The following is a 19,092-nucleotide window of genomic DNA, read 5'->3' as shown; positions in this document are numbered from 1 at the left end:
ACCGCCGACGGCCGGGCCATCGAGGTGCCAGTGGAGTTCCTGGACAGCGCGCTCCGGTCCGACAAGGGCGACAAGCAACATCGGCGGTGATGTGCCGTACGGGCACTCGGCAGAAGGTGCGGGCGGCCGAAGAGAGATCAGCGTCGGGGAACATCCCCGGGCGGCGGACGGGGAAGACAACCGCCGCCCAGGGACGCTCAGTTGGCGTGGCCGGTCGCGAGCTGCCAGACGTGGATGACCACCAGGACCATGGCGACCACCAGATAGGCACGCAGCGCGGACATCCCGATCTTGCGGCCGGTGGACATCACGGGGCTGGGAAGTTCCTCCAGCGGCGGCATCCGCCAACCACCCTTGCCGGTACGGTCGATGGGCGCGGCAAGGGCCCAGCCCTTGCGACGGCGGCGTACCTCGGCGTAGCCGATGGCCAGGATGCCGGCGACACCGCAGATAGCCATGATGTCCAGGATCGCGCCGGAGGTGATGTCGGGGAAGGCAACCGAGGCGGTCAGGATGATGGACAGGGTCACCAGCACACCGACGACGAACGAGGTGAAGGCGTTGGTCCAGCGGCCGTTGACCCAAGGGCCCAGAACGGCCTTGTCGTTGCAGAGCAGCAGCAGGAACACCGTGGCGGAGGGCAGCAGCACTCCGGCCAGGGTCTGCACCCCGGTGGTGATCAGCCCCAGCGGCGAACCGGGAATGATGACGATGACCGCGGCGAGCAGCACCACACCGGCGAAGACCGCGTAGAAGCCCTTGGCGCCGCGTACTCCACGGTGCAGGGAGTGCTTCAGGCCCAGTACGTCCCCCAGCGCATAGGCCGTGGAGAGCGAGACCGCCGAGGCGCCGATGATGGAGGCGTCCAGCAGCGCGATGGCGAACAGCACTCCCGCCAGCTTGCCCGCGTGGGCCTCAAGTCCCCGCGCGATGCCCGCCGCGTCATCGAAGTTGCCGAACTCCTTGGTGCCCGCGAAGGTCGCGGCGGTGAAGCCGATCATCGCGGCGGCGCCCAGCACCACGATCACGATGCCGATCCACAGGTCGGCCTTCTCGTACTTCATAAAGCGCGGGGTGATGCGCTTGTCGATGACATAGGACTGCTGGAAGAACAGCTGCCAGGGCGCCACCGTGGTCCCCACGATGGAGATGATCAGCAGCATGACGTCGGAGAGCTTGGAATCCTTGGGCATGCCGGGCACCACGAAGTCGTGGACCATCGTGCCGGTGCCGGGGTGGATCACGAAGTAGATGGGGATCAGCAGCAGCGATCCCACACACAGGAACACCGATATGCGCTCAAACCGCCGGAATGAGCCGGTGGTTGCAGCCGCGATCACCACCGCCGCGGCCACCAGCACACTCAGTGTCTTGGGCAGTCCCAGATAGCCCACCGCCAGCGTGACACCGATGAACTCGGTAACGATCGTCAGGGCGTTGAGCAGAAACAGGTCGATGACGGAGAACGCGCCCCAGAACTTGCCGAACCGCTCCAGGATCAGCCGGGCGTGCCCGACCCCGGTGACGGCGCCCAGCCGCAGCACCATCTCCTGGTTGACATAGAGGACGGGCACCAGCAGCAGCAGCGTCCACAGCAGGCTGGTGCCGTAGTTCTGGCCGGCCTGGCCGTAGGTGTCGAAGGCGCCCGCGTCATTGTCGCCGACCATCACGATCAGGCCGGGGCCGACTATCGCCAGCAGGGTCTTGAGCTTGGCGGACAGTCCCTTGCGGGGAGCGGTGTCATCGAGCTTGATGGTGCCGAGCGCGCCCCGGATGTCGCCGAGGTGGGCTTCGTCCAGGACCGCGACGCGCTGGGCCGAGGTCGGTGGTGTGGTGGTGAGGTCGGTCATGACAGCCTCCCGAGTCCCCCGTGGGGGAGGTTGCGGGCATGCGGCAGCAGCCCTCCCGCGAGCGCGCGGTGCCCGGGCACGGCGGATGGCCGTACGGACAGCGGGGCGCAGAGCAAAAAGACGCGTGGGAAAGGTGGTTACCGCGTACCGGAGGTCAACGAGGACATACGGATACGGGGCCGACTGAGGCCCGGACTACTGCAACTACTGCCATCCATGTCTCTCGCCTCCTCCCGGCCGGGGCGCACGCGGGCGCCGGACGACACGGCAAGGAGCGGACCGGTCCGCAGACGACCGGCTCACCCCAACTCGTCAGAGCTTTGGCACTGCACGGCGTAATCCCCTTGCCGGGGAAGCCACTTGGGGTCACCCCTTGGGCCGGGGAGACCTGTCCTGACCCTGGGCGTCTCTCGACGTCGTGGGGTCAGTGGCCTGTGTCCGTGCAGACGCCTCACCGAACGAGGTGCCTTATTCTTTTCGAACGGCTGAAACCTTACCCTAGTAGTTGCGTATCCACGCAAGTGTTTGGCGCAACCTTGACCGCGGCCTTCGCAAGCGGAATGCACTCGGTGCCCACCGGTACCGGCGGTGGTGAACTACAACGCGTCCTGGGCGCCGGGCTCCAGGGTCAGCTTGCCGTCGTCATGGTCGTAGTCGTACAACTCGCCATAGCGGCCCCAGTCGATCGCGGTCTCCAGCTGGTTGCGCGCTTCCTCCGCGGAGAACCCGCGCCGGAGCAGATCCAGGAAGAAGTCCTCGCGCAGGGTGTGGCCCTCGGTCGCCGCCAGGGCCTGGACGATGGCGCGCACCAGCGGGGCACGGGCGGCGGCATGCCGGGCGAAGAGCCTTTTACTGGTGAGGATGTCGGCGGCGGAGAATTCGCGGCCGGCGCCGGTGATGGCGATCCGGGGGCCGTCAAGGCGCGCCAGGCCGAGCAGGACAGCGGCATCGACCAGCGGCAGCAGGTCATCGACCTCGAAGTTGAGCTCATCGGCGATCTCGGCCAGTCCGTCCTCGCCCCCGCGCGCGATCAGGATCTCCAGCAGACCGGCCAGACCGCCGACCCTGACGTCCGGCAGCGGGGCGCTGATGGGGGTCGGCGCGGGCGCCGGACGGGCCGGGCCACCCGGCGGCGGAGCCTCGGCAGCGGCGGCCGCTGCCGCCTCACGGCCGGTGAGGATGGCATAGACCGTATCGACCAGGGCTTCGAAGCGGGGGTGCTGCCGGTTGCGCGGGCGGGGCAGATCGACGGTCAGTTCGGCCTGGACGCGGCCGGGGTTGGAGGAGAGCACCAGGATCCGGTCGGCCAGCAGCACGGCTTCCTCAATGTTGTGGGTGACGATCAGGATCGACTTCACCGGTGCCTCATGGCCTTCCCACAGGCCGACAAGCTCGGTGCGGAGATTCTCCGCCGTCAGCACATCCAGGGCGGAGAAGGGTTCGTCCATCAGGAGCGCGTCGGGTTCGACCACAATGCCGCGGGCGAAGCCCACCCGCTGACGCATGCCGCCGGACAGCTCCTTGGGATAGGCCGACTCGAAGCCGTCCAGACCGATCAGGTCGATCGCCTTCAAGGCCCGCCGGCGGCGCTCCTCCTCGCCCACGCCCAGTGCCGCCAGGCCGAGTTCGACGTTCTGCTGCACCGTCAGCCAGGGCAGCAGCGCAAAGGACTGGAAGACCATTGACACGCCCGGGTTGGCGCCGGTCAGCGGGGCGCCCCGGTAGAAGACCGAACCGGACGAGGGCGCGATCAGGCCGGCCACACAGCGCAGCAAGGTGGACTTGCCGGATCCGGACTTGCCCAGCAGGGCGACGATCTCGCCCTCGGCCAGGTCGAAACTGATGCCGTCCAGGACCGGCAGGGCACCGCCCTGAGGCGTGGTGAAGGTCTTGGTGACCGAATCGGCCCGGACGATCGCTTCGCTGCTGTTCACTGATCCTGCCTGGGACTTGAAGGGGTGGATGGACGGACAGGGAACGGGGTCAGAGGGCGTAGCGGGTCTCGGCCAGCCGGTAAAGGCGGCGCCAGAACAGCCGGTTGGCAACAACGACATACAGGCTCATGGCGAAGATCCCCACCAGGATCCTGGGGAAGTTTCCGGTGGCGGTGGCTTCGGTGATGTAGGCGCCCAGCCCGGTCGCGGTCAGATGGTGCTGTCCGTAGTCGACCACCTCGGCGACGATCGAGGCATTCCACGCCCCGCCCGCCGCCGTGATGCCGCCGGTGACATAGGACGGGAAGACGGAGGGCAGGATGAATTCCCGCCAGCGCAGCCACCCTCCCACCCGGAATGTCGTCATCGCCTCCCGCAGATCGGACGGAATCGCCGAGGCGCCCGCGATGACATTGAAGAGGATGTACCACTGTGCCCCCAGTGCCATCAGCAGGATCGCCCCGAAGTTCAGCGAGATCCCGAGTGCGACAAAGGCAGCGGTGGCGAAGGGGAACAGAAAGTTCGCGGGGAAGCTGGCCAGAATCTGGACCACCGGCTGGGCGAACCGGGTCACCCGGGGATTCATCCCGATCCACACCCCCACCGGCACCCACACCAGCGTCGCGGCAACGGTGAGCACCACCACCCGGGCAAAGGTGGCCGCGCCCAGCGCCAGTGCGGAGCCGAAGGCGCCGAAACCGACGCTCGAGTTCACATAGGTGCAGGCTTCCCAGGCGCCGTAGGCGACGATGGCGCTGACCACTCCGGCGAAGAACACATCCCCGGTGCGCTCCCGCGCCGGGGAGACGCCGATGGCGTGCTCGGCCAGTCCGAACGGCCGCATCAGCCGGTCGAGCGCCGGCCAGAGCGGCTTCAGGGGCCGTCCCATCAGCCGGGGCACCTGAGAGCGCCGCAGGAAGTCCAGTACGAGGCTGCGGGGGTGCTCGGCGGCCCGGGACTCTTCCACCCGGAAGCGCTCCGACCAGGCGGTCACCGGCCGCCAGAACAGCACATTGACACCGATCACCAGGACCACCATCACCGCGATGGCGTTGCCCACCTTGCCCAGGTCCCCCTCGGCGATCGCGGCGGCGGCATAGGACCCCATGCCGGGCAGCGCGTACTGGTGGTTGAGGACGGAGATGGACTCCGAGGCGGCCAGGAAGAACCACGCCCCGCCGAAACTCATCATCCCGTTCCACACCAGCGGAATCACCCCGCTGGGCACATCCAGCTGCCAGAACCGCTGCCACTTCGTCAGCCGCATCACCCGGGCCGCTTCATCGAGTTCCCGCGGCTGGGAGACCAGCGAAGCGTAGAAGGCGAACGTCATATTCCAGGCCATCGCCGTGAAGATCGCGAAGATCGAGGCGCATTCCAGACCGAGCTCCGAACCCGGGAAGAGGCTGATGAACGCGGTGACCGTCACCGACAGAAAACCCAGGACGGGCACCGACTGCAGAATGTCCAGCACCGGCAGCAGGACTTTGTCCGCCCGGCGCAGCCGCGCCGCCGCGGTGGCGTACACAAAGGTGAACAGGACCGAGGCGAGGAGAGCGACAAACATGCGCAGCAGCGACCGCACCGCATAGAAAGGCAGATTCGACGGATCCGTCGATACCGCCTTGGGTGCGGTATTCGGCAGAAACGGTGCGTTGAGCGAGGGAGCCAGCCGCAGAAGCCCGTACAGCAGTGCGATCAGGGCCACGATGACCACCAGATCGACCCACCGCGACGGCGGCCGCCGCCATACTCTCCGGGAAGGGAATCCGCTTGTATCCACCATCAGTCGCCTCCGCGCTCTCCCGGCACGCCCATCCCGGTCAGGAGATCACGCCCGGCGGAATTCCTGCCGCACCTCGGCTGTCAACACGTCCATGGGCCCACGGTCGGCGGGGGCCCCGGCCGGTGGCCGGAATTCCGGGTCCGGGGAACTCCTGATTCAGCTTGCGGGCTCAGCATCGCCGCTCGCGGCACCCACTCGCGGCACCCACTCGCGGCGCCGCGCTGCAATGCCGGCGCCCGGGGCCGGGTACCGGGGGCCCAGGAGAAACCTCCGCCGCTCTCGGTCCAGCGCCGTGAGGGCTGGCGCACTGCCATCGCCCTCCACCGACAGCGGCCCGGAACCACACGGGCGCCGCCCCGCATGTGCCAGGCCGTCCGGCGCACAGCCGCCAACTATGTGCCGGGCACGACGAGTTGAACCGGACACCGGGAGGTATCCGGTTACCCTCCCGCGTCAAGATTGGGTCAAGCGTTTGCACCCAGGCATGATCAGGACGCTACGCTGGTGGCATGTGAGGCACCTCGTTCGGTGAGGCGTCTGTACGGACACAGGCCACTGACCCCACGACGTCGAGAGACGCCCAGGGTCAGGACAGGTCTCCCCGGCCCAAGGGGTGACCCCAAGTGGCTTCCCTGCCAAGGGGATTACGCCGTGCAGTGCCAAAGCTCTGACGAGTTGGGGTGAGCCGGCCGTCTGCGGACCGGTCCGCTCCTTGCCGTGTCGTCCGGCGCCCGCGTGCGCCCCGGCCGGGAGGAGGCGAGAGACATGGATGGCAGTAGTTGCAGCAGTCCGGGCCACAGTCAGCCCCATTCCCGCCTGTCCCCACTCCGTTCCGGCACGCGGTAATCGCCCTTCCTGCGCACACCCGGCACCGCCCTGGCACCCGTACGGCCTCGATGCCGTTCCGGGATGTTGTTCTGCGCGCTCACGGGGGTGAACGCCGTGCCTTGCTTGTTCGGCAAGCACAACACCCCGCGTTTTACGTGCTGTTGTGAGCTGACCGGCACACGGCTCCACACCCGGCGATCGTGCGCGTCGCGCGGTTGGTGACAGGTGACCGGCCACCCCTCCCCCACAGCGGTGACGGAACGCACTCCCACGACCACCCATCGCCACCCGACCCGTCCAACGACTTCCCATGAAGGGAGGGCACCGTGCGCCTTCTCACCCACCGCGCCAGGCTCTCCGCACCGACCCGCCGGTGCCCGCCCGCCGCCGGCTGCAAGCGCTGTCCCCAATACGCCTGTCCACACGTCAACTTGGTGCTGGATGACGGCCCGGAGCGGACCTACCGGCTGGACGACCCCAGCACCTGTCCCCGGCCCTATGCCGCACACGCCGCGTACGACCCGCGGGTACACCTCGCTTATATCCTCGCCCAGCAGGGCCACGACGCCCACTGGCTCTCCCGGTTCACCGGCCTGCCCCTGCCCGCCGCGCGCCGCATCGCCGGAGCAGCCGTGCTGTCCCACGCCTGACAGCCTTCCTTCCCCGAACTCGCCTTATGGAGGTGACTCCCGCATGCGTCCGTCCTCATCGTCCTGCACCCCCAGACGCACATCCACCCCGAACGCCCGTAGCACCACCGGTCCTTGGCCGTCAGCCGCGATGGACGGCCCCGCCGTGCGGCCATCTCGCGTCCGGTCCCCCGACCAGCAGCTCTCCTGGAAACAGAGAGGAGACTCCGACATGTTCCTTCCGGCCGGCCTCCTGCAGGAAACCGTGGAACGCCTCATTGCCAGTGCCCCCTATGCGACCGTCAACACTCCGCTGTACGGCGTCGCACATGTCATGTGCGACATGACCGACGAACCTCGGGTACGGGCCCGGCTCGCCCGGGCCCTGACCGGCCCCGATGTATGCCTGACGGAGATGACCAGCCGGAGTGAGGCACCCGGCTCGGCGCTCCTGGAAGCCGGCTTCGCCGCCCAGGGCCCCATCACCGCCGTCCTGTCACAACTGCTCTCCCTCGTCTGGCTGGAGCCCGCGGTCAGTGATCTGCACTGGCACCTGGACCAACAGCCAACGGCGATTGCCGACGACGGGAAGGCTCCGCACGCACCGGTACACCACGTGAACGGTCTTGTCCTTGACCTTGAACGCCGCACAGTCTCGGCGGACGGCCGGCCGGTCAAGCTGACCTGCATGGAGTTCGAACTCCTCGCCCACCTCGCCACACACCCCCAACGCCCCCAACCGCACGGAAAGTTGATGGAACTGGTGTGGCAGCGGTCCGCCGTGGACGAGACACATACGGTCGATACGCACATCGCACGCCTGCGGCGCAAGCTCGGCTCCCGGTACGGAGCCGTTATCACGGACGCCGGCCAGGCCGGGTACGCATTCGAACCGTCGAAGGCGGCGGTGTGAACCGGCACCGCTCACCGGGAAATACCCCTCCCTCCGACCGGACGACCGAGGAAGAGACACCCATGACTGCCGCAACCATCGCTGACTACGCCTTCGATTTCACCTTCACCGGTGTGCACCACCTTCAGCTCGCCATCCCGCCGGGCGGCGAGGGCCTGAGCCGGGTGTTCTGGGGAGAGCTCCTCGGGATGACCGAACTGGAGAAGCCGGTACAACTGGGGAGCCTGGACGGGTGCTGGTTCCGCGGGGGCCAGCTGGAGGTCCGGCTGGTCGTCGAGAACGACTTCCGCCCCTTCCGTAAGGCGCACCCCGCCATCCTGGTGCGCTCCCTCGGAGATCTCGCCCGGCGCCTGGAGGACAAAGGCCACCCCGTCACTTGGGAGGACGGTCTGCCCGGCTTCGATCGTTTCCACACCTTCGACAAGGTCGGCAACCGTCTTGAGTTCCTTGAGGGTTGCGGGCCTTCCTGATACCCGTGAGGCACGCCAGCGGCCGGGCCGAGAGCTGTTGGAGCGCTGCTAGCCCGCGTTCTGCGTGGCCAGGCCCAGCAGGATCAGGGCATCCCGCTCGGGCGTACCCGGCGCGGCCTGGTAGACCAGGAGGCGTTGGCCGCCGTCGGCGGCGCCCAGTAGCTCGATGGCAAGGGTGACCGGGCCGATCACGGGGTGCCGGAAGGCGGTCTCGCCGCCCCGCTTCACCCAGACCTCATGCCGCTGCCACAGCGTGGCGAACTCGGCGCTGGCCTCGGAGAGTTCGGCGACGAGCGCGGCCGTGCGCTCCGGGTCGGTCAGCTCTGCGGTACGCAGATGGGCGACGCAGTTGCGGGTCACCCGGTCGCGGTCGGCGAAGAGGGTCCGGGCCGCCGGGTGCAGGAAGGTGTAGCGGATGGTGTTGCGCTGCCCGGGCGGCCAGTCGCCGAGGCCGGGCATCAGGGCCAGGCCCTCCTGGTTGGCGGCCAGTACATCGTTGACGTCGTTGAGGACATACGCCGGGCTGGGGCGGACCGACTCCAGCAGCAGCCGCAGCCCGGGGCGGGCCGTTGGCATGTCGGCGCGCCTGCGACGCGGTGTCCGGCCGGCGGTCCGGTCGGCGAGGCCGAGCAGATGGGCGTGTTCGTCGTCGGTGAGCCGCAACGCCCGTGCCAGCGCGTCGAGTACCGCGTCGCTGGGTGCGGTCTCCCGGCCCTGTTCGATCCGGATGTAGTAGTCCACGCTCACCCCGGCCAGCGCGGCCAGTTCCTCGCGGCGCAGTCCGGGGGTGCGTCTGGTGCCCGGTCCGGTGGGCAGGCCGACATCGGCCGGGCCGATCCGTCCGCGCCGGACCCGCAGGAACTCCGCCATAGCGTTCATGTGTTGAGTGTGCCACCGGTTGATCCACTCCTGGGTGGTCCCGGCACTACCAGGAACGGCGCGGTCTCCCCGGCCGCCGGGCAGCGGCGGAGGCTGGGGCCATGACCAACGCACTGATTTTCGGCGGAAGTTCGGGGATGGGCCTGGCCCTGGCACGTACCCTGCTCGCCGACGGCATGGATGTGACCATCGTCGGCCGCTCCGCGGACCGGCTTACGGCGGCCCGGACGGAGCTGGAGCGGACCGCACGGGGAACGGTCCGCACGGCACGCGCGGACATCGGACGGGAGCAGGAGGTGGCCGAACTGTTCGCCCGGATGGGCCGGGTGGAGCATGTGGCGGTCACCGCCGCGGACGCGACCGGCGTATACGGCCGGACCGCCGATGTCCCCACCGCGGCCGCCCGGGCCATCGTGGAGACCAAGCTGCTCGGCGCCTGGCTGATCGGCAAGTACGCGGCCGGGCACGTCACCGGATCCGTCACCTACACCTCGGGGATCAACGCCTACCGTCCCAATGGGTCCAACACCATCGTGGCCGCGGCCAATGGTGCGCTGGAGTCGCTGGCGTACGGGCTGGCGGTCGAACTGGCGCCGGTGCGGGTCAATGTGATCTCCCCGGGCTGGGTGGACACCCCCATCTGGGACCAGCTCGGCATGGACAAGCGGGCGGCCTTCGCCGAACTCGCCCAGCGGCTCCCGGCCCGCCGCATCGGCAGCCCCGATGACATCGCCCAGGCGTTTGTCTCGGTGATGCGCAATGAATTCATCACCGGAACCGTGCTCCATGCCGATGGCGGCCATCGGCTGGTGTGAACCGGCGGCACACCTTCGCCACCGGGGGCCGCCTCAGGGTGAGGTGGTGGAGACCACAAAGACCCGTGGGTACTCCGGGTTGTCCAGGTTGGCCGTGATCTCCAGGGTGGGGCGCGGCTTGTCCTGTTCCTGGACCGTGCCCGCCCAGTGGTGCTTGCCGCCGAAGTTCCAGCCGACCAGGTCGGCCTCGTCCTGGTCGATGGTCACATCGCCGGCCTCCAGCTCCGAGGGGTGCACCCCCCGGTCGTTGAGCCACTGCTGGAACTTGTCGTGAGTGGTGGTGAACTGGAGAAACAGCGAGCTGGACTTCCAGGAGTTGGTCTCGAAGTGCGAGACATCCTCCGCATACGGCGGCACCGTCACCTCGTAGATCCGGCGCTGGAGCCGGGAGGGCCAGCCGTCCTCCAGGCCGGCGGCGGCCTCGTCCTGGGCGTCGCCGTTGCCGGCCCGGCTCTGCATGGCGGAGATATAGAGGTAGCCCGCCGGGATGGTGATCAGCAGGAAGACCACCAGCAGCCTGAGCCAGCGGCGCTCGCGCGGCCGGGACGCCGGTCCGGAGGGCTCGGGCAGGTCCGGCAGCTCCGGCACGGTCTCGCGCTCGGTGTCCGTCATGCTGCTCACCCGCGGCCCGCCCGTGCGTACCGCTCATAGCGCTCCACCCGGCGCCGGTTGGCCCGGCGGAAGCGGCGGGCGACCAGCCGGGCCAGGTCGGCCGCGCCCACCATGCCCGCCTCCGGGCCGAGCTGGGCCTTGACGATCCGGGCCTCCGGCCGGTAGCCGCGGCCGGTCAGATGGCGGCGGAAGGCGTCCCGGGCGGGGCCGATCAGCAGGTCGTCGGCCGCGCTGACGCCGCCGCCGATGACAAAGCAGGAGGGGTCCAGGGCGGCGGCCAGGTTGGCGATGCCCACGCCCAGCCACTGGCCGATGTCCTGGAGCAGCTCCACGCACATGGCGTCGCCGCCCCGGGCCAGCTCGGTGATCAGCGGGCCGGTGATCTCGGGGATATTGCCGCCGACCCGGTCGATGATGCCGTAGGCCACCGGGGACTCGGCGGCGGCCAGCTCCCGGGCCTCGCGCACCAGGGCGTTGCCCGAGCTGTACTGCTCCCAGCAGCCCCGGTTGCCACAGGGGCAGCGGTGGCCGCCGGGCACCACCTGCATATGGCCGAACTCCCCGGCCACTCCGAACTTGCCCCGCTTGACCTGGCCGTCCTCCAGGATGGCGCCGCCGATGCCGGTACCCAGCGTGATCATCACCAGGTGGTCCTCGCCGCGGCCCGCGCCGAAGCGCCACTCCGCCCAGGCGGCGGTGTTGGCGTCGTTGTCCACCATCACCGGGACCGCCAGCCGGCCGGCCAGCCGGTCGCGCAGCGGCTCATTGCGCCAGGAGAGGTGGGGGGCGAACAGCACCCGGTTGCGGTCGGCGTCCACCCAGCCGGCCGCGCCGATGCCCACCGCGTGCACATCGTGCCGGTCGGAGAGGTCCAGGACCAGCTCGGTGATGGTGTCCTCGACGACCTTGGGACTCTTGGACTTGTCCGGGGTCTCGGTGCGCAGCTTCTCCAGGATGTTGCCGTCGGCGTCCACCACGCCCGCCATCACCTTGGTGCCGCCGATGTCGATGCCGACGGTCGGCACCCGGGGGGCGGTCAGATGCGAGCGCCGCTCGCGGGTGCCCGCGGTACGCAGCATGGTGGCCCTGGCGGATCCCCGGTAGACCCGCTCGCGGTACATGCTCATCGTGCGGCCTCCACGGGGCGGGGGATGACCGGGATACGGGGGCGTGCTCGCACGGAGGTCGTCGTCCCTGGGGTGGTCTCGGGAGGCCGGAGCCTCGTGGTCTGCGTTCCACGGGGCATTGCCCCGCCTGGCCGATTGTGCCTCACCGGCCGTGTGCCCCGCATAATGCCGGGTCCTGGCGCCCCGGCGAGGGGGCTTACTCCTCGCCGGAAGCGCCGGAAGCGCCGGAAGCGCCGGAAGCGCCGGAGATGCCGGAAGCGCCGGAACCACCGGGCTCGCCCGAAGCGCCGGTAACACCGGAGGCACCGGAAACACCCGACGCGTCCGGTACGTCCATCCGCCGCCCGCCGATGACATCCGGCACCGGCGCCCGCTCCAGCTCATGGCTGAGCTGCTCCAGCTCGCTGCCGCCCGCCATCTGCCGGGTGAGCTCGTCCAGGCCGATCTCGCTCTTGGCGTGGCTGCCGGCCATCGCACCCCGCTTGAGCAGGACGAACCGGTCGCCGACCAGATAGGCGTGGTGCGGGTTGTGGGTGATCAGCACCACACCCAGACCGGCGTCCCGGGCGGCGGCCACATACTTCAGCACCACCCCGGACTGCTTGACGCCCAGGGCCGCGGTCGGCTCGTCCAGCACCAGCACCTTGGCGCCGAAGTACACGGCGCGGGCGATGGCCACACACTGGCGCTGCCCGCCGGAGAGGGTGCCGATGGGCTGGTCCACATCGTGCAGCTCGATGCCCATCCGGGCCAGCTCGGTGCGGGTGGTCTCGCGCATGGCGGCCACGTCCAGCCGCCGGAACGGGCCGCGGCCCCTGGTGGGCTCGGAACCCAGGAAGAAGTTGCGCCACACCGGCATCAGGGATACCACCGCCAGGTCCTGGTAGACGGTGGCGATGCCCCGGTCCAGGGCCTCCCGGGGCGAGCCCAGCGAGACCTCCTCGCCCTCGATCTCGAAGCTGCCCCCGTCATGCCGGTGCAGCCCCGCGATGATCTTGATCAGGGTGGACTTGCCGGCGCCGTTGTCGCCCAGCACACAGGTGATCTCGCCGGGGTGGACCTCCAGCGAGACATCCTGGAGCGCCTTGATGTTCCCGTAGAACTTGCTCACCTCGGTGAGCCTGACCAGCGCGCTCACTTGCTCGCCTCCGCCCTCTTGCGCACCCAGGCGTTCAGCAGGGTGGCCAGCAGCAGCATGGCGCCCAGGAAGAACTTGAACCAGTCCGGGTTCCACTGGGCGTAGACAATGCCCTTGCTGGTCATGCCGAAGATGAACGCGCCCACCGCGGAGCCCACCGCCGAGCCGTAACCGCCGGTCATCAGACAGCCGCCGATGACGGCCGCGATGATGTAGAGGAACTCATTGCCCACGCCCTCGCCGGACTGCACCACGTCATAGGACATCAGCAGGTGCTGGCCGGAGATCCAGGCGCAGAAGGCGACGGCCGTATAGAGGCCGATCTTGGTGCGGTTGACCGGTACGCCCACCGCACGCGCCGCGTCGGCGCCACCGCCCACCGCGAAGATCCAGTTGCCCGCGCGGGTGCGCAGCAGCACCCAGGTGGCCAGGGCGACCAGGGCGAACCACCACAGGATGGTCACCTGGAGGTCCACTCCGCCCACCGTCAGATGTGAGGCGAACAGCGCCTTGGCGGAGTCGAAGCCCTCCATATCACCGATGGTCTTGGTGGAGACGGTGCCGCTGATGAGCTTGGTGAAGCCCAGATTGAGGCCGGTGAGCATCAGGAAGGTGCCGAGGGTGATGATGAAGCTCGGCAGCTTGGTGCGGGTGAGCATAAAGCCGTTGAAGAAGCCGATGGCCAGGGTGACCAGCAGCGAGACCCCCACGCCCACCCAGACATTGGCGGTCATCTGGTAGCTGAACATCGAGGAGATCAGCGCGGAGCTGGTCACCAGCACACCGGCCGACAGATCGAACTCGCCGCCGATCATCAGCAGCGCCACCGGCACCGCCATGATCCCGATGGTGGACGAGGCGTAGAGCACCGTGGACAGGCTGGACGCCTGCAGGAAGCTTTCGGCGGCGAAGGAGAAGAACAGGAAGACGGCGGCCGCGCCGACCACCGCGCCCAGCTCCGGCCGGCCGACCAGACGGCGCAGATACGAGCGTCCGGCGACGTGCTCTCCGGCGGGTGCTGCGGTCTGCGCGCTCATCGGGTGCCCCGCCTGATGTACTCGGCCAGGGCCTTGGTGTCGTCCTTGGTGACGATCTGCGGGCCGGTGAGCACCGGGCGGCCGCCGCCGAGGACGTCCGCGTTGTACTTGTACAGCCACAGCAGGTCCACCGCCTGGTACCCCTGGAGGTAGGGCTGCTGGTCCACGGCGAAGCCGAGCGAACCGTCCTTGAGGCCGTCGGCCACCTTCTCATTGAGGTCGAAGGTGTCCACCTCGGCCTTGCTGCCGGCCTGCTGGGCCGCCTTGACCGCGGTGGGCGCGAAGGGGGCACCGAGGGTGACCACCGAGTCGATGTCCTTGTCGGACTGCAGCTTGGCCTCGATGGAGGACTGCACCGAGGGCATATTGGTGCCGTCCACATAGAGGTTCTCAAGGTCGCCCTTGAAGGTCTTCTTCACCCCGGCGCAGCGCTGCTCATGACCGACGTTGCCCTGCTCGTGCAGCACACAGACGGCCTTCTTCCGGCCGCGCTTGTTGAGCTCCTCACCGACCGCCTCACCGGCGATGGACTCGTCCTGGCCGATGTGCGAGAGCGCCCCGAACTGCTTGGACTCCTCCGAGCCCGAGTTCACGGTGATCACCGGGATGCCGGCCTTGACCGCCTTGGCGACCACGTCCTTCATGGCGTCCGGCTTGGCCAGCGAGACGATCAGTCCGTCAACCTTCTGGTCGATCATGGCCTGGACGTCCTGGGCCTGTTTGTTGCCCTCCACATCATGGGCGTAGAGGAACTTGATGTTGTCCTTGACCGCCGCCTGCTTGGCGCCCTTCTGGACGATGTCCCAGAAGGTGTCGCCGTCTCCCGAGTGGGTGACCATCGCGAAGGTCCACCGCGGGGTATCGACCGCGGCGTGCCCTCCGGCGGCTGCCCGGGCGGCCCGCTCCTCGGCGCGCTTGCCGCCCGTGCTGCTGCACCCGGCCAGTGCGGCGCCGAGCACCGCCACCAGCACGGCGCTGACCGCGCGTACGCCTGTCCCAACCCTTGCCACGAGGACTTGCCCTTCCCACTGTCTGTCACGGTGCGTCCGGACCCCGATCCCGCGGGCCCAACCGCCCAAGTATCCGTCACCATCCGTCACCGCGGTTCAGCGGGGCCGGGCCATACGCCTGGAGTTCTAGTGGCGGGCGCCACACTGCGTCAAGGCTTTGTCAGAACATTCTGACGATAACGGGCCTCAGGAACGGGCCAGCAGCTGGAAGTCGAAGGAGTACCGGGAGGCGCGGTAGAGGTGCGCGCCGAATTCCACCACCCGCCCGGTGTCGTCGAAGGTGGTGCGCTCCATGGTCAGCAGCGGCGCCCCGGCCGGCTCGGCCAGCAGCTCGCCCTCCGGCCCGGTGGCGGCCCGGGCGCCGATGGTCTGCCGGGCGCTGTGCAGGGTGACGCCCGTCATCCGCAGCAGCCGGTAGAGACCGGTCTCCTCCAGGACGCCGCCCTGCAGATCCAGCAGCCCGGCCGGCAGGTGGTTGCAGAGATACGCCACCGGCTCGCCGTGCGCCAGCCGCAGCCGCTCCACCCGCACCACCTCGGTCCCCTCCGGAACGCCCAGGGCGGCGGCCACCTGTCCGGCGGCCGGCTCGGTGGTGTGACGCAGCACCCGGGTGGCCGGTCGCTGGCCGGCCGCCTCCAGGTCGTCATAGAGGCTGCTCAGCTCCAGCGGGCGGCGGACCCTGCTGTGCACCACCTGGGTGCCCACGCCCCGGCGGCGCACCAGCAGGCCCTTGTCCACCAGCGACTGGATGGCCTGACGGACCGTGGGCCGGGACAGCCCCAGCCGCCCGGCCAGCTCGATCTCATTGCCGAGCAGGCTGCCCGGGGCGAAGCTGCCCTGCTCGATGGCCGCCTCCAGCTGCTGGGAGAGCTGGTAGTAGAGCGGTACGGGGCTGCCGCGGTCGAGGGTGAAGCGGGGGTACTGGTGCGTTGCCACGCCGGGAGCGTAGTCGGATGGCGTGTTGACGGGAAGTCCGGTTGTCCGGACATGGCTGCCGTTCACCGGCCCTGGGTCGCGTTCTGCGGGGCCGGGGCACGCATCCCGGACCCGGGCTCCCGACCTCTCGCCCGGCGTCCCGCCCCCTAGCCGGCCGCCGCCTCCAGCCGGGTCAGCAGCTCCCCCACCCGCTTGGTCACCGAATCCCGGTCGCCCTCGGACAGGGACGCGCCCAGCCCGATGGCCGCCGCTCCGGCGGCGATCCACTCCGGGGCGCTGTCCACCTCGATGTCCCCGCTGGGCACCATGGCGGCCTGCGGCAGCTCCGCATGGATCTCGCGCAGCCCGCCCGGCCGGTGCGAGGAGGCGGGGAAGAGCTTGACCGCGTCGGCGCCCAGCTCCAGGGCCCGGAGGATCTCGGTGGGGGTACCGGCGCCGGGGAAGACCGGCACCCCATAGCGGTGCCCGGTGCGCAGCACCTCGGCGTCCAGCGAGGGCGAGGCCAGGAACCGTGCCCCGGCCTCCACCGCCATCCGCGCGGAGTGCCCGTCCAGCACCGTGCCCGCGCCGATGAGGGCCTCGTCGCCGACCTCCCGGGACAGGGTGGCGACCGCCTCCAGGGCGAAGGGGGTGGTGAGCGCTATCTCCACGCTGGTGATCCCGGCGGAGACCAGGGTGCCCGCGATTTCCGCGGCCTGGTCATAGCTCTCGCCGTGCACCACGGCGAGAACTCGCTGTGCCAGCGCGGCCCGGGTGATCTCCCAGCGGTACACGGCAGTTCGCCGCCCTTCTCCTGGCCTGGCCGGCCAAACGGCCGACGGGGTAGGTGGGTTGCTCGTCCTGCCACCACACGCTAACGGCCCCCACCGACAATCGACCCCGCTCCGACCACACCGCCCGCGTGACGGCGCACGGACCAGCGCCGGGGCGCACAACCAAGCGCGGAAAGGCGGTTGACGCGCCACCGCCCCCGCCCCACCGCCCCGCGCCACCACCGCACAACGGAAAACGCCCCGCCCCGAAGTCGGGGCGGGGCCGGGCTCCTACGGTCGATTACTGCCGGCTACCGATACTGCCAACTGCCCGTTCAGCAGCTGAAGTCCACCAGGCTGAAGGTCTGGTAGTGGTCAGCGGTGTAGTAGTCCTCGTGGTACTGCTCGCCGGTGATGATGCGCCGGGTGCCGCGGGTGGGCGCGCCCGGGGTGATCACCGTGTACTCGTGGTAGTAGCCGCTGCGCTGCTGGGGCAGCACGCCCTCGCGGTTGGTGAAGACGATCCCGTCCCGGGGGTACGGGAAGGGGCCGCCCTGGTCGATCAGACCGATGGTGTCCTGGGCCTGCGAGGGCAGGTCGCCGTAGCAGATGTTGCCGACGGACTCGACGGTGACCGAGGCGGCCACGCTGGGGGCGGCGGTGGCGGCTACGGCCGGGGTGCCGAGCAGCAGGGTGGACGCCAGAACGGCACCGAGCGAGCCGGTCCGCACGATGTGGGGGATTCTCATGGCGCTCAGCATGACGCGCGTAGCGCATGTCATGTCAACGACAAGCGCTTAATGTTTCCTTAACGTTCACCGCGCCATGACCGTTCGATGATCTTCGTTCGGCTTATTGCCTGCCAGGCAAAACTTTTGCCTCGCAGGCAGAACCGGCTTCTACTGGAGCCATGAGCCGGCCCCCCAGCCCCGCCGACCAGCCGTCGGCCGAACTGCCCGACATGGCCCCGCGACTGCGCTCCCTGCGCTCCCGCAGCGGGCTCACCCTGGAGGCCGCGGCGGCCAGGATCGGCCTCTCCCCCGCCCATCTGTCCCGGCTGGAGACCGGCCGGCGCACCCCCTCGCTGCCGATGCTGCTCACCCTCGCCCGCACCTATGGAACGACGGTATCCGAACTGCTGGGCGAGGTGGGCGAGGAACGGGAACCGGTGATCCGGGCGGACCGGATGGAGCCCCAGCAGGCCGGCGGCTGGACCTACTGGCGGGCCGGCGGCTCCGGCCGCGCCCTCCAGGCACTGCGGCTGCATGTGCCCACGGGCCCGCGCGGCCAGGAGGAACTGGTCCGGGTCCACCCGGGCGAGGAATGGCTCTACGTCACCCGGGGCCGGCTGCGGCTGACGCTCGGCGGCACCATCCATCTGCTGGAGACCGGGGACGCCGCCCACTTCGACTCGCTCACCCCGCACCGCATCGCCGCCGCCTCGCCGGGCGGCGTGGACCTGCTCTTCCTCCACACGCTGCTGCAGAGCGGCGCGGCCGAGCTGTGCCTGGGCGACCACCGACCGACGCACCGGAGGACTCCATGAGCGACACCGCCAACAGCACCCCCCGCGCCAGGACGGAGGAGCGGACCCCGGCCGGCATAGCGGTGCGGGTCTTCATCTACCTGGTCGCCGTCCACTTCATCGCCGCCTTCTTCTTCCTCATCTTCTATCTGGGCGGCGACGCCTGAGGCCCGCCGATACGCTGCCGTCATGGCAGCCACCGCCCAGGACGTCCTCGCCGAAGCGGTCCGCCGGCTCGCCCCGGGCACCGGGGCCAACCGGCTGGTCCCGCTGATCGCCGAGGGCCGCGCCCCGCTGGACTCCATCGCCGCGCTCGCCCTGGAGCAGCACCACATCATCCCCGCCGACCGCACCGGCTACCGGCTGCTCCGCGACCGCTGCGCCCAACGGCCTGCCGAGGCGGCCTACTTCGCCGCGCTCGCCGCGGGCGAGGACCTCGCCCTTCAGCGGCTTCCGGCCCTGCTGGCCGCCTGCGGGCAGGACGAGACCGCCATCGCCGCGTATGAACCGAAGGCCGGCTGCCAGGCGTATCCGGCGTACACCGCCTGGCTGGCCCTCAACGCCGAGCCGGTGGACGTGGTGGTGGCCGTCACCGCCAACTTCGCAGCGTTCAGCGGCTATTGCGCCACCGTGGCCCACGCCCTGCGCACCCACTACGGATTCTCCGGCCAGGACTGCGGCTTCTTCGACCTCTTCGCCGCCCCCGACCCCGAGGGCGAACGGCGCGCGGTGGCGGCGGTGAACGCCGGGCTGGAAGCGGGGCGTTACACCCCCGTCCTCGCCCATCGCCATGGACGGCTGCTCCAGGCCTATGAGTTGATGTTCTGGAACACACTGGCCCCGTAAGGGGC

Annotated in this window: 19 protein-coding genes and 2 riboswitches; of the genes, 7 read left to right on the top strand and 12 right to left on the bottom strand. The window is 69.6% G+C overall.

What is annotated here, in order from left to right; genetic code table 11:
• Nucleotides 1–197: 197 nt before the first annotated feature.
• The 3 genes from CV755_RS12850 to CV755_RS12840 form a co-directional block, all read right to left on the bottom strand.
• Nucleotides 198–1,850 carry an NRAMP family divalent metal transporter gene (locus CV755_RS12850; protein WP_109280349.1) on the bottom strand — a complete coding sequence of 551 codons (1,653 nt, stop codon included), beginning with the start codon at nucleotides 1,848–1,850 and terminating at the stop codon, nucleotides 198–200.
• A 296-nt stretch (nucleotides 1,851–2,146) separates the two neighbouring features.
• Nucleotides 2,147–2,320: riboswitch (M-box (ykoK) riboswitch) on the bottom strand.
• A 126-nt stretch (nucleotides 2,321–2,446) separates the two neighbouring features.
• Nucleotides 2,447–3,784 (bottom strand): ABC transporter ATP-binding protein, encoded by a 1,338-nt coding sequence (locus CV755_RS12845; protein ID WP_241561176.1) that lies wholly within the window; start codon nucleotides 3,782–3,784, stop codon nucleotides 2,447–2,449.
• Nucleotides 3,785–3,833: 49 nt separating this feature from the next.
• Nucleotides 3,834–5,492 (bottom strand): ABC transporter permease, encoded by a 1,659-nt coding sequence (locus CV755_RS12840; protein ID WP_338323651.1) that lies wholly within the window; start codon nucleotides 5,490–5,492, stop codon nucleotides 3,834–3,836.
• Nucleotides 5,493–6,083: 591 nt separating this feature from the next.
• Nucleotides 6,084–6,257: riboswitch (M-box (ykoK) riboswitch) on the top strand.
• Nucleotides 6,258–6,724: 467 nt separating this feature from the next.
• On the opposite strand from CV755_RS12840, the gene CV755_RS12835 reads away from it, so the two are divergent.
• The 3 genes from CV755_RS12835 to CV755_RS12825 all read left to right on the top strand — a co-directional run bounded on the left by CV755_RS12835 (nucleotide 6,725) and on the right by CV755_RS12825 (nucleotide 8,410).
• A complete protein-coding gene (locus CV755_RS12835; RefSeq protein WP_241561175.1) occupies nucleotides 6,725–7,048 on the top strand; it encodes a hypothetical protein in 324 nt (107 codons plus the stop codon).
• 211 nt (nucleotides 7,049–7,259) lie between these two features.
• Nucleotides 7,260–7,940, top strand: coding sequence for a winged helix-turn-helix domain-containing protein (locus tag CV755_RS12830; protein ID WP_161968679.1), 681 nt, complete (start codon nucleotides 7,260–7,262; stop codon nucleotides 7,938–7,940).
• Between the two features lie 62 nt (nucleotides 7,941–8,002).
• Nucleotides 8,003–8,410 carry a VOC family protein gene (locus CV755_RS12825; RefSeq protein WP_109280345.1) on the top strand — a complete coding sequence of 136 codons (408 nt, stop codon included), beginning with the start codon at nucleotides 8,003–8,005 and terminating at the stop codon, nucleotides 8,408–8,410.
• Nucleotides 8,411–8,458: 48 nt separating this feature from the next.
• Here the strand turns inward: CV755_RS12825 and CV755_RS12820 are convergent, their stop codons facing one another.
• Nucleotides 8,459–9,289 carry a helix-turn-helix domain-containing protein gene (locus CV755_RS12820; RefSeq protein WP_338323650.1) on the bottom strand — a complete coding sequence of 277 codons (831 nt, stop codon included), beginning with the start codon at nucleotides 9,287–9,289 and terminating at the stop codon, nucleotides 8,459–8,461.
• A gap of 101 nt (nucleotides 9,290–9,390) precedes the next feature.
• Between CV755_RS12820 and CV755_RS12815 the strand changes: the two genes are divergently transcribed.
• Nucleotides 9,391–10,104: an SDR family oxidoreductase gene (locus tag CV755_RS12815; protein ID WP_109280343.1), complete on the top strand. Its 714-nt coding sequence runs from the start codon at nucleotides 9,391–9,393 to the stop codon at nucleotides 10,102–10,104.
• Nucleotides 10,105–10,137: 33 nt separating this feature from the next.
• Here the strand turns inward: CV755_RS12815 and CV755_RS34650 are convergent, their stop codons facing one another.
• The 8 genes from CV755_RS34650 to CV755_RS12775 all read right to left on the bottom strand — a co-directional run bounded on the left by CV755_RS34650 (nucleotide 10,138) and on the right by CV755_RS12775 (nucleotide 17,465).
• Complete coding sequence (locus tag CV755_RS34650) at nucleotides 10,138–10,716, bottom strand: hypothetical protein (protein ID WP_241561174.1); 579 nt, start codon at nucleotides 10,714–10,716, stop codon at nucleotides 10,138–10,140.
• A 5-nt stretch (nucleotides 10,717–10,721) separates the two neighbouring features.
• Entirely contained in the window at nucleotides 10,722–11,843 is a 1,122-nt protein-coding gene (locus tag CV755_RS12805) for an ROK family glucokinase (protein ID WP_109280342.1), read from the bottom strand.
• A 196-nt stretch (nucleotides 11,844–12,039) separates the two neighbouring features.
• Nucleotides 12,040–12,981: an ATP-binding cassette domain-containing protein gene (locus CV755_RS12800; protein WP_241561173.1), complete on the bottom strand. Its 942-nt coding sequence runs from the start codon at nucleotides 12,979–12,981 to the stop codon at nucleotides 12,040–12,042.
• Nucleotides 12,978–14,018 carry an ABC transporter permease gene (locus CV755_RS12795; protein ID WP_109280341.1) on the bottom strand — a complete coding sequence of 347 codons (1,041 nt, stop codon included), beginning with the start codon at nucleotides 14,016–14,018 and terminating at the stop codon, nucleotides 12,978–12,980. Before CV755_RS12795 ends, CV755_RS12800 begins: the two co-directional genes overlap by 4 nt.
• Nucleotides 14,015–15,028, bottom strand: a complete 1,014-nt coding sequence (locus tag CV755_RS12790; RefSeq protein WP_241561172.1) for a sugar ABC transporter substrate-binding protein — start codon at nucleotides 15,026–15,028, stop codon at nucleotides 14,015–14,017. The genes CV755_RS12795 and CV755_RS12790 overlap by 4 nt, the downstream gene beginning before the upstream one ends.
• A gap of 186 nt (nucleotides 15,029–15,214) precedes the next feature.
• Nucleotides 15,215–15,964 (bottom strand): GntR family transcriptional regulator, encoded by a 750-nt coding sequence (locus CV755_RS12785; protein WP_109280417.1) that lies wholly within the window; start codon nucleotides 15,962–15,964, stop codon nucleotides 15,215–15,217.
• Between the two features lie 146 nt (nucleotides 15,965–16,110).
• Nucleotides 16,111–16,737, bottom strand: a complete 627-nt coding sequence (locus CV755_RS12780; RefSeq protein WP_109280339.1) for a bifunctional 4-hydroxy-2-oxoglutarate aldolase/2-dehydro-3-deoxy-phosphogluconate aldolase — start codon at nucleotides 16,735–16,737, stop codon at nucleotides 16,111–16,113.
• 314 nt (nucleotides 16,738–17,051) lie between these two features.
• Nucleotides 17,052–17,465: a guanyl-specific ribonuclease gene (locus CV755_RS12775; protein ID WP_109280416.1), complete on the bottom strand. Its 414-nt coding sequence runs from the start codon at nucleotides 17,463–17,465 to the stop codon at nucleotides 17,052–17,054.
• Nucleotides 17,466–17,626: 161 nt separating this feature from the next.
• Here CV755_RS12775 and CV755_RS12770 point away from each other — a divergent pair, with 161 nt between their 5' ends.
• Genes CV755_RS12770 through CV755_RS12765 form a run of 3 tightly spaced genes read left to right on the top strand, consistent with a single transcriptional unit; the run spans nucleotide 17,627 to nucleotide 19,087 of the window.
• Entirely contained in the window at nucleotides 17,627–18,262 is a 636-nt protein-coding gene (locus CV755_RS12770; protein ID WP_109280338.1) for a helix-turn-helix domain-containing protein, read from the top strand.
• Nucleotides 18,259–18,408: a DUF6126 family protein gene (locus CV755_RS34645; protein ID WP_161968678.1), complete on the top strand. Its 150-nt coding sequence runs from the start codon at nucleotides 18,259–18,261 to the stop codon at nucleotides 18,406–18,408. Before CV755_RS12770 ends, CV755_RS34645 begins: the two co-directional genes overlap by 4 nt.
• Nucleotides 18,409–18,430: 22 nt before the next feature.
• Nucleotides 18,431–19,087, top strand: coding sequence for a transcriptional regulator (locus CV755_RS12765; RefSeq protein WP_109280337.1), 657 nt, complete (start codon nucleotides 18,431–18,433; stop codon nucleotides 19,085–19,087).
• The last annotated feature ends 5 nt before the right edge of the window (nucleotides 19,088–19,092 follow it).

The organism is Streptomyces orinoci (genome assembly GCF_003121295.1).
In the GTDB taxonomy this organism is placed as follows: domain Bacteria; phylum Actinomycetota; class Actinomycetes; order Streptomycetales; family Streptomycetaceae; genus Streptomyces; species Streptomyces orinoci.
This window is presented reverse-complemented; position numbering and strand designations above follow the sequence as displayed.